Consider the following 9289-nt stretch of genomic DNA (forward strand, 5'->3'; position numbering starts at 1 on the left):
AAGAAATAAAAAAGATGTTTTTATAATGCCAAAAAACCAGCACATCAAGAGATGAACTGGGGATTTTTATTATTTAGAGGTTCATACACATATAAAAAGGGACTAATAGTCCAAAGTAGTTCAAAAACTACTCAACTGTTAGACCCTCTTAAATATAAACAACGATAGCTTTGTACAATTAAATCTTTTATGATAATATGTTTGCGAAAAGGGGTTTGTTATGAGAAATATATTAGTTTTGATAGGTATTATCGTTTTTGTAGCGGTATTAATATCGTTCGTACTGCAGTTTTTACGCAATTCCAAACAAAAACAATTCATGTATCTTTTACAGAATAATGAATTTGATACGTTATATAAAAAGATTGATTCTTTTTATACCAAATCGATTTTTCCAGAGTATAATCGAGAATATGTTCGTTTGAACGCATTGATCATGCAGGATCGTAAAGAAGAAATTGATGCGACATTTGATAAATTAATCCCTATGGCAAAAGATAAGAATGCCAAAATAGATATTTTAGATAAAGCTTTTGAATATTATGTATATGATGAAAATCAAGAAAAATGCGATCAGATCATTAAAGAAATCGAGAAACTTGATGATGAAAAAATGTTGAAATACGCTAATACGATGTACGATATCATGATCTTAAAAAAATCAAATCATATTAAGGAACTTGAGAAAGATTTTGATAAACAACCAGTTATGCAAAGGGTAATAAATGCCTATTTATTAAGTGTGCAATATAAAAATAAAGGGAATGAAGAAAAAGCTCAATATTACGAAAATGTATCGAAGTCATTGGTTGAGGGGAGTAAAGGGTAAGTGGAAACACTTACTTTTTCTTTTTAGTCCACAATGGACTAAAAACGTAACCAAAGTCATAATATATCGGACTAAGTATGATATAATATCAAGGGTTTGAAGGAGGCTTTATGGAAGAAAAATATATAACTATAAAAGGAGCTCGCGAAAATAACCTTAAAAATATTGATTTACAGATACCAAAAGATAAATTGGTCATTATGACCGGAGTTTCCGGAAGTGGAAAGACTTCTTTAGCTTTTGATACGATATATGCTGAAGGACAGCGCCGATATATGGAATCATTGTCAGCCTATGCAAGACAATTTTTAGGAAACAGTGAAAAACCAGATGTGGATCAGATGGATGGATTATCACCAGCAATAGCAATTGATCAGAAGACAACATCGAACAATCCTCGTTCAACAGTTGGAACTGTTACGGAAATTTATGATTATTTGCGTTTGATGTATGCAAGGATCGGAGTACCATATTGCCCACATCACCATGAGCCAATCACAGGATCTACGATCAAAGAAATGATTGATAAGATCATGGAACTTCCTGAAGGAACACGATGCACGATCTTAAGCCCGGTGATTTCAGGTAAAAAGGGAACACATAAAGATTTGATCGAAAAATTGATCAAAGAAGGATATGTGCGTATTCGTTTGGATGGAGAAATCGTTTATCTTGAAGAAGTGAACCAATTAGAAAAGAACAAAAAACATTCTATTGATGTCGTAGTGGATAGGATCGTAAAAGGGGATAATCGCTCTCGTTTTCATGATTCTTTAGAAACTGCCTTGAAATTAAGTGATGGATTGGCAATCTTGTTGACAAAAGAAGAGGAAATCCTTTTTTCCAGCAATTATGCCTGCAAGATCTGTGGATTTTCTGTACCTAAATTAGAACCAAAACTGTTCTCATTTAATGCTCCTTTTGGTTCTTGCCCTGAATGTAAAGGATTAGGATTTACGCAGAAAGTAGATTTAGATCTATTGATTCCAGACTGGAATAAATCTATCAGTCAGGGAGGAATTCATTTTTATAAGAATATCGTTAATACGGAAAATCTAGAATGGCAAAGAATTCATTCTTTGATCAAGTATTATGATATTGATATGGATATGCCTATGAAAGACATTCCAAAGAAGAAGTTAAATTATCTTCTATATGGATCCGATGTACCAATTGCCTATAAACTTGAATCAAGAAGTGGAAATACTTCCACAAAACTTGAATATATTGAAGGAGTTTGTACATTGATCGAAAGACGTTATATGGAGACAACATCTTCTATGTCTAGAGAATGGTATGGGTCTTTTTTAGCGGATTCACCATGTCCAGTATGTCATGGAGCCAGATTAAATGAACAGGCATTAAGCGTACAGGTGGCTGGTAAAAATATTTATGAATGGACGTGCATGAGTGTTAAAGAGGCACTTGAATTCATGGATAATTTGCAGTTAACACCAACACAGGCCAAAATAGCTGATTTAGTAACCAAAGAAATTCGCAATCGTCTTTCTTTCTTAAACCATGTAGGGTTAGGATATCTAACTTTAGATCGTTTGGCTTCTACACTCTCAGGAGGAGAAGCACAGCGTATTCGTTTAGCCACACAGATTGGTTCGCGTTTAACGGGTGTTATGTATGTCTTGGACGAACCAAGTATCGGTCTTCATCAAAGAGATAATGACAGATTAATTGACGCCTTGAAGGAAATGCGTGATTTGGGAAATACTTTGATAGTTGTTGAACATGATGAAGATACAATGCGTGCCAGTGACTATATTGTGGATATTGGCCCAGGTGCAGGTGTTCACGGAGGAAATGTCGTTGCAGCAGGAACGCCGGAAGAAGTTATGAAGAATGAAAATTCGATCACAGGAGCTTATTTAAGTGGTCGAAAGAGAATCGAAGTACCTAAGACACGTCGTAAAGGAAATAAAAAGACAATAAAAGTTGTAAAGGCAACACAAAACAATCTTAAAAATGTGAATGCAACATTTAAGCTTGGCGCATTTAATGTTGTAACAGGAGTTTCTGGATCTGGGAAATCGTCTTTGGTTACTGAAGTATTAACACATGGAATCCAGCACTCGTTAGGAAGATTACGTATTAAACCAGGAGCCTGCAAAGAAATTAAAGGGTTGGAAAACATAGATAAGATCGTTGAAATTGGTCAGGATCCAATTGGTAGGACACCTCGTTCCAATCCAGCAACATATACAGGTGTCTTTGATGATATCCGTGATTTATTTGCCCAGACCAAAGAAGCAAAGTTATTAGGATATGATAAAGGACGTTTCTCCTTTAATGTAAAAGGCGGACGATGTGAAGCCTGTCAGGGAGATGGTATTTTAAGAATATCCATGCATTTCTTGCCAGATGTTTATGTTCCTTGTGATCAATGTCAGGGAAAACGATACAATGAGCAGACGTTGCAAGTGGAATATAAAGGAAAAAATATTGCGGATGTCTTAGATATGACCGTAGAAGAGGCATTGGAATTTTTCTCGAATGTATCTAAGATCAAGCATAAACTGCAAACACTAAATGATGTGGGGCTATCGTATATAAAATTAGGACAGAGTGCGACAACACTTTCGGGTGGAGAAGCACAACGTGTCAAATTAGCCAGCGAGCTGCAGAAAAAGGCGACTGGAAAAACGGTCTTTGTCCTTGATGAGCCAACGACAGGACTGCATTCAGATGATGTTAAGAAACTGATTGAAGTGCTTCAAAGACTAGTTGATCATGGAGATACTGTGATTGTCATAGAACATAATCTTGATGTTATCAAGTGTGCCGATTATATTATTGATATGGGACCTGAAGGAGGAAATGATGGCGGAACGATTGTTTGCCAAGGTACTCCAGAACAGGTGGCAGCATGCGAAGAAAGTTATACAGGACAGTATTTAAAGCCATTATTGGAAAGGAAGTGAGTCAATGAATAAAGTATGTGTAAAACACTTAGCACAAAAGTTCATGTGGGAGATTGTATGTGGAGATGCAGAATCATTAGATCGCCCTATTACATTACCGGATACCAATCGTCCTGGACTTGAACTTGCTGGATATTTTCCGGACTCACAAACTAAACGCCTTGTTATTTTAGGTGAAAAAGAAATGGGATATATTGATGAAGTAATGGATGAAATATCCCAAAGACGATCATTTGAGTTTTTAACAAGTGAAAACACGCCATGTATCATTGTTGCACATGGATATGATTGTCCGAAAGTACTAAAGGAAATTGCACAAAGAAAGAATTTCCCAATCTTTAAATCACCTCAAAAGACAACAGCTGTTGTTGTTTCGGTGACAAACTATTTAGATGAATGTCTTGCGGAATCTGTAATCTTACATGGAGAACTTGTACGAGTGCATGGTGTTGGTGTTTTGATTACAGGTAAATCGGGGATGGGTAAAAGCGAAATTGCTTTAGAATTGATCAAACGTGGCCATCAGCTGGTTGCGGATGATCGTGTCGATTGTTATGCGATGCATAATATGTTGATTGGTAAAACAGCGCCTCTTTTAGAAGGTTTTATGGAACTAAGAGGGGTTGGAATCATTAATGTGGGTCGTATGTTTGGAGTAGGTTCTTATGCTAGAAGAACAGAAATTGAACTGCAGATTGATTTAGAACCTTATGACAGCAATCATGATTATGACCGTGTCGGAATTGAAGAAAAAGAGTATGCAGAAATATTAGGCGTTAAGATCATGCGTATTCGTATTCCTGTCAGCTCTGGACGTCCAATGTCTACGATCATTGAATCCGCTGTTACAAACTTCTTGTTGTTGAAAGAAGGTTTGGATTCCGCAAAGGAATTTGAAGAAAGAGTATTAACGCAGATTGCAATGAATAAAGAGGAGACAGAGTAATATGCATTTTTTTGAAAATTCTAAGATCTTTGTCTCTTTTGGTACTTTAAAGATTACCTGGTATGCTGTCTTGATTTTGACGGGGGCTTTCATTGGCTACATGATTGCTCAAAAAACAGTCAAGAAATGGGGTTATGCCAAAGAAATGTTAGAAGATTACATTATTCCAACATTTATCATTGCGATTTTAGGGGCAAGAGTTTATTATGTGATCTTTGAATGGGGATATTATTCAACGCATTTGAATGAGATCATTGCGATATGGAATGGTGGTTTGGCTATTCATGGAGGATTGATTGCCGGTCTTCTTTACAGCATCTATTTCTTTAAAAAACGAAATGTCAGCTGCTTAAGAATGGCGGATGCGATCATGCCGAGTGTAATGGTTGGTCAGGTATTTGGCCGATGGGGAAATTTTATGAACCAGGAAGCTTTCGGTCGTATCGTTCCAGAGAGCTTTTTTGATCATTTCCCATCTTTTATCAAAAATCAGATGTATATCAACGGGGCTTACCATGAACCTACATTTCTTTATGAAAGTATAGGAAACTTGATTGGATTCTTATTCATCTATTTTATATTTCGTAAAAAGTTTTATAAACGTCATGGTGATTGTGCATTTATGTATTTGGTTTGGTATGGCGTGGTGCGTTTCTTTATTGAAGGATTACGTACCGATTCATTGATGCTTGGCCCAATTCGTGTGGCACAGCTTGTTTCTTTGATCATGATCGTTATTGGAATCTTAGGTTTATCAGGTATATTCCATAGAGTTTTCCATTTATATCAAAAACCGGTCGTACTTTTTGATTTAGATGGAACATTGATTGATTCAAGAGAATTGGTTTTTGAAACATTCATACAAGTATTCAAAGAAGAAAAACCCGATTATGTTTTATCAAAAGAAGAGCTTTATTCTTTCTTTGGGCCTACGTTAGAAACAACATTTTCAAAATACTTTGAAGAAAAAGATGTCGACAGAATTATTGAAAGGTATCAAACAATTAATAGACAACTGCATGATAAACTTTTAAAACCAATAGATCATGCCAAAGAAACGGTAAAGTGGCTGCATGATCAAGGATATAAAATTGCGGTCGTATCCAATAAAAGACATGCCATGGTTGAAAAGGGGCTGAAAACTTCAGCGTTATATCCTTATTTTGAAGTGATCATGGGCAAAGAAGATTTACCAAAGCCAAAGCCGAGTGCATCTGGCTTGATTGAAGCGACAGTTTTGTTGCATACTGGACATGACAATACGATTTATGTAGGTGATAATGCAGCAGATGTCATGGCGGCAAAAGATATGGCGGCGTATTCAATTGGTTTCAGTAACGATGCTAAACAAATTGAAAAGCTTGAAGAAGCCAAGCCATGTCGTATCATCAAAGATCTAAGTGAGTTAAAAGAAATAGTCAAGGAGGAACAATCATGGAGCGACAAGTCGATTTGGTAGTAATTGGAGCTGGACCAGCAGGTTTGACTGCAGCATTATATGCATCAAGAGCAGGTTTAAAGACAATGATCCTGGAAAGTGGAGCACCTGGAGGAAAACTGGTAAAAACACATCAGATTTCGAATTATCCTGGTGTTAAAACACTAGCTGGAACAGATCTTGCGATGTCAATGCTGGAACAAGCAACAAGTTTTGGAGCTATGTATGAATATGGAGATGTCGAAAAAGTTGATGCCGATAAGAAAGTGTATTTGAGCGATGGCACGGTTGTAGAAGCGAAAGCTGTTATTGTAGCTACTGGAACGAAAGAACGCTTATTAAATATTCCAGGGGAAAAGGAGAACATCGGTCGTGGTGTTTCATTCTGTGCTGTATGTGATGGAGCTTTCTTTAAAGATAAAGATGTTGTTGTGATTGGTGGCGGAAATTCAGCTTTGGAAGAATCCCTATATCTAACCACATTTGCTAAGAGCGTAACGATAGTCATTCGTCGTGATGTGTTTAGAGCTGAAAAACAGATTCAGGAACAAATTGAGGCAAACGAAAAAATTCATATCATCAAGAAACATATTCCTAAAGAAATTCTAAGCGAAAAAGGAAAGGTTTCTGGTATTTTGTTGGAAAACGTAGATACAAAAGAAACTATGACACTAAACTGTCAGGGTATCTTCCCATATGTAGGGCAGGATCCTATGAGCCAGTGTCTAGAAGGTTTAGATGTATTGGATGAAAGAGGATATGTTTTAGTGGATAAAAACATGGAAACTAAAGTTAAAGGAATTTATGCTGCTGGTGATGTGCTTCAAAAAGATCTTCGCCAGGTTGTTACCGCAACCAATGACGGAGCTATCGCAGCTCAGCATATCTTCCATGAAATAACAGGTATGTAAAAGAATCAGAGTAATTTCTGATTCTTTTTAACTATATTCATATTTTATTTTCTAATAAACTTTAACCAAGTAAGAAAAGAGGTTGTATATGATTCGTTTATTTGCCAGTGATCTTGATGGAACATTATTGAATGAGCATCATGAATGTGATGAAAAGATAGAAAAAGGTATTCAAAAAATTATCGATGCAGGAAAGATATTTACTGTTGCAACAGGGCGAGGAATAAAAATGGTCAACTTAAAAAGAGCAGGAGATATCAGTTATTATATTTGTTTAAATGGGGCAGCTGTACTCGATCCAAAAAAACAGTTGTTGCATTGTGAACCAATTGATAAAGAAGTTTTATCCAAAATCATGGATGTATTTGAAGATTTGAATCTAGAATATGTTTCTTGGAACAAAGTGTACTCTAGAATTGATAAAGAGTCTGTGTTGCGATATCGTAAAAATGTATGGAAAGAAGAAGCAAATGATTCTTGGTTAGATAGGTTTTTGAATAATATCATTGTTAATTTTGAATGTTTACAAAGTAAAGAAGAAATTCTTCAGAAAGATATATGTAAGATTAATTATCATTTTTCGGATGATACAGATACATCAAGATTGGATGATTTTTTAAAACAATATGATGATAAACTGGTCAATGCACCGAGTGGTGATGGCATTTATGAAATTACAAAAAATGGAGTAAATAAAGCCAGTGCTGTTAGCTGGTTGGCAGATTTTTTAAACATTTCAAAAGAAGAAGTGGCAGTATATGGAGATGGGGGAAATGATATTATGATGCTTTCCTCCTTCAAACACTCGTATACACCAAGTACAGGCAGCATAGAGGCGAAAGAAGCGGCATCACAAATTATAGGACCTTACGAAGACTATAGTGTGATTGAGCATATATTAAATACAATTGAAGAAGATAAAAAAAGATAGAATGATCTATCTTTTTGCGGATTGAGCCATCTTGAAATATGTATGTCGAATTCCTCGGATCGCAACAGACATTGCCATGATATTTTCTGGGAATGCCATGCCTCCCCATCCTGCATCACCGATATGTTGGATATCGATTCCAGAACGTTTACTAGAAAGGGCTAGTTCACGAATCGTATCGGTATCTGAAGTTTCCTGGCTGGTTCCTATTGCGCTAAGGGATAAGCATCCTGCTTCTTTTATGATCTTGCAGGCTTCTGTGATCGTGCTTTCTTGAAGACCAGGAACCGTACCGGCTGCCGGCATTAAAATAACATCTGCACCTGCTTCGATAAATTCTTTGATTGTTGGAATATCTACAACAGGCTCATCTACACCAGCTGCATGCATTTTTCCAGCGATGATCAATCCACTAAAGTTTTCTTTACATTCTTTGATAGCTTTTGCGATCATCTTGTTTGTAACTCCAGTTCCAGGATTTCCTGTAAGACAAATAAACTGAAGACCTAATTCTTCGGCTGCCTTAAATGTTTCGACTGTTGCCTTTCTTCCTGGGACGATTTCAATTTTTTCAGACATTAAAGAGATAGAATCATCTACTGGCTCTAGATTGGCTCCGACTGGTCTACCACAAAGTTCTCGTAATAATTTAATTGGTTCGTCGGTTTCTGGTAAGCCAGGGATCACAGGATCAAAACAATCCAATCCATTTAATAAGATCATGTCAGATCCAAAAGCAGATGCTACTTCGGCGTTTGTGATATTTCCTAAAAGGCATCCATTAAATACGGTCATTTCTGTCAATACTGTTCTACCTTCACTGGCAAGAATTGCTTGTTTTAGTTCTTTGCCATTCATCGCAAGAATTTCACTTGCTTGACAACTTAATAATCTTTTCATATGTTTCTCCTTTGTATGTTTATATTTTAAATTAACAAGGATGATTCATAACATAAATTCATTTCCTAACAGAGTGGATATTTTGTATTTGCCATCAGACTTTTGTCACAATTGGTAGCTATAGTAGAAATTGAAGGGGGTTTAGGCATGCAAAACCGACTTCTATTCCATGAATTTTTCATGGCAGAACGTTTATATTGGTGTCGGGGCGTCTATGACTCTCGAAACGATACTTGGATTAATACTTATTTTGATGATGCTTAAAGAATTAAATAAATAACCATATTATTTTTAAAAGGTATCAGATATGAAAACAATATAGTCGAAAAAAATTAGATAATAAAAATCAAGCCTAATTCATAAAATTTTGTGTCTTTCCATGAAGGACACATTTTTTGATG

7 protein-coding genes are annotated in these 9289 nt (G+C 36.0%); 6 read left to right on the top strand and 1 reads right to left on the bottom strand.

What is annotated here, in order from left to right; translation table 11 throughout:
- The first annotated feature begins 220 nt into the window (after positions 1-220).
- From PND65_RS09300 to PND65_RS09325, 6 genes are all read left to right on the top strand, one after another.
- Positions 221-829, top strand: a complete 609-nt coding sequence (locus tag PND65_RS09300; RefSeq protein ID WP_271991799.1) for a hypothetical protein — start codon at positions 221-223, stop codon at positions 827-829.
- A 110-nt stretch (positions 830-939) separates the two neighbouring features.
- A complete protein-coding gene (gene uvrA / locus PND65_RS09305; protein WP_022355318.1) occupies positions 940-3762 on the top strand; it encodes an excinuclease ABC subunit UvrA in 2823 nt (940 codons plus the stop codon).
- A gap of 4 nt (positions 3763-3766) precedes the next feature.
- Positions 3767-4708 carry an HPr(Ser) kinase/phosphatase gene (gene hprK, locus PND65_RS09310; protein ID WP_015535679.1) on the top strand — a complete coding sequence of 314 codons (942 nt, stop codon included), beginning with the start codon at positions 3767-3769 and terminating at the stop codon, positions 4706-4708.
- Position 4709: 1 nt separating this feature from the next.
- Positions 4710-6167, top strand: coding sequence for a prolipoprotein diacylglyceryl transferase (gene lgt, locus PND65_RS09315; RefSeq protein ID WP_271991801.1), 1458 nt, complete (start codon positions 4710-4712; stop codon positions 6165-6167).
- Positions 6143-7057, top strand: a complete 915-nt coding sequence (gene trxB, locus PND65_RS09320; RefSeq protein WP_271991803.1) for a thioredoxin-disulfide reductase — start codon at positions 6143-6145, stop codon at positions 7055-7057. Before lgt ends, trxB begins: the two co-directional genes overlap by 25 nt.
- 88 nt (positions 7058-7145) lie before the next feature.
- Positions 7146-7988: a Cof-type HAD-IIB family hydrolase gene (locus PND65_RS09325; protein WP_271991806.1), complete on the top strand. Its 843-nt coding sequence runs from the start codon at positions 7146-7148 to the stop codon at positions 7986-7988.
- A gap of 6 nt (positions 7989-7994) precedes the next feature.
- Here the strand turns inward: PND65_RS09325 and PND65_RS09330 are convergent, their stop codons facing one another.
- Positions 7995-8888 carry a DUF7916 family protein gene (locus tag PND65_RS09330; protein ID WP_271991807.1) on the bottom strand — a complete coding sequence of 298 codons (894 nt, stop codon included), beginning with the start codon at positions 8886-8888 and terminating at the stop codon, positions 7995-7997.
- Positions 8889-9289: the final 401 nt, after the last annotated feature.

Source organism: Faecalitalea cylindroides, from assembly GCF_028321995.1.
In the GTDB taxonomy this organism is placed as follows: Bacteria; Bacillota_I; Bacilli_A; order Erysipelotrichales; family Erysipelotrichaceae; genus Faecalitalea; species Faecalitalea cylindroides.